The sequence below is a fragment of the Pseudoalteromonas sp. c7(2019) genome (assembly GCF_011378625.1).
In the GTDB taxonomy this organism is placed as follows: Bacteria; Pseudomonadota; Gammaproteobacteria; order Enterobacterales; family Alteromonadaceae; genus Pseudoalteromonas; species Pseudoalteromonas arctica.
Window position 1 is genome coordinate 1 of sequence record NZ_WTKS01000061.1, and the last position, 546, is coordinate 546.

General features: G+C 31.9%; 1 protein-coding gene. It reads left to right on the top strand.

What is annotated here, in order from left to right; translation table 11 throughout:
- The coding region (locus GQR38_RS20010) for a hypothetical protein (protein WP_206006348.1) at positions 1-491 on the top strand (491 nt) is incomplete at its 5' end.
- Between the last annotated feature and the right edge of the window lie 55 nt (positions 492-546).

Genomic DNA, 546 nt, shown 5'->3' on the forward strand with positions numbered 1-546 from the left:
CGTTAGGTGTTTTCAGAATGCGGTTAACTTTGATAGTATTATCGATATTTTATAGTTCTTTTTTATTTGCTCATAAAGATACTGGGGTTAAAATCCAAGATGATGGAGTTTTAATTGGTCTTCCGCAGAAATATGAACCTGCATCATTTGATCGTAAATCATTAACTCTTCAAATTGCAGATAAAAAATTAATTATGCCAGAGTGCCTTTCAAAGTATTTTGGAGATAATAGTACATTTATGTATTCATTGGATATATCAAGTTCTTGGTATCATAATTTAACGCGTTTACCACCATATTTAAATATGACTATAACTCCCGACAATCAAAATATTGAATATACTATTAGGTTTAATATGAACACCTTAGAAGTAATGAAAGGGTATAGTTTGCCTAAAAAAAGAGGAGTTCAAAGTGTCAGGTATAGTTTAGAACCACTTGGCTTTACATCAGAGTGCTTAACATCTATTAAAATAGTTTCGGTGGAATAAACACCTAACAAGGGTTTTCAAGCCGGACAAATTACAGTTGGCTTTTTGTTCGTGC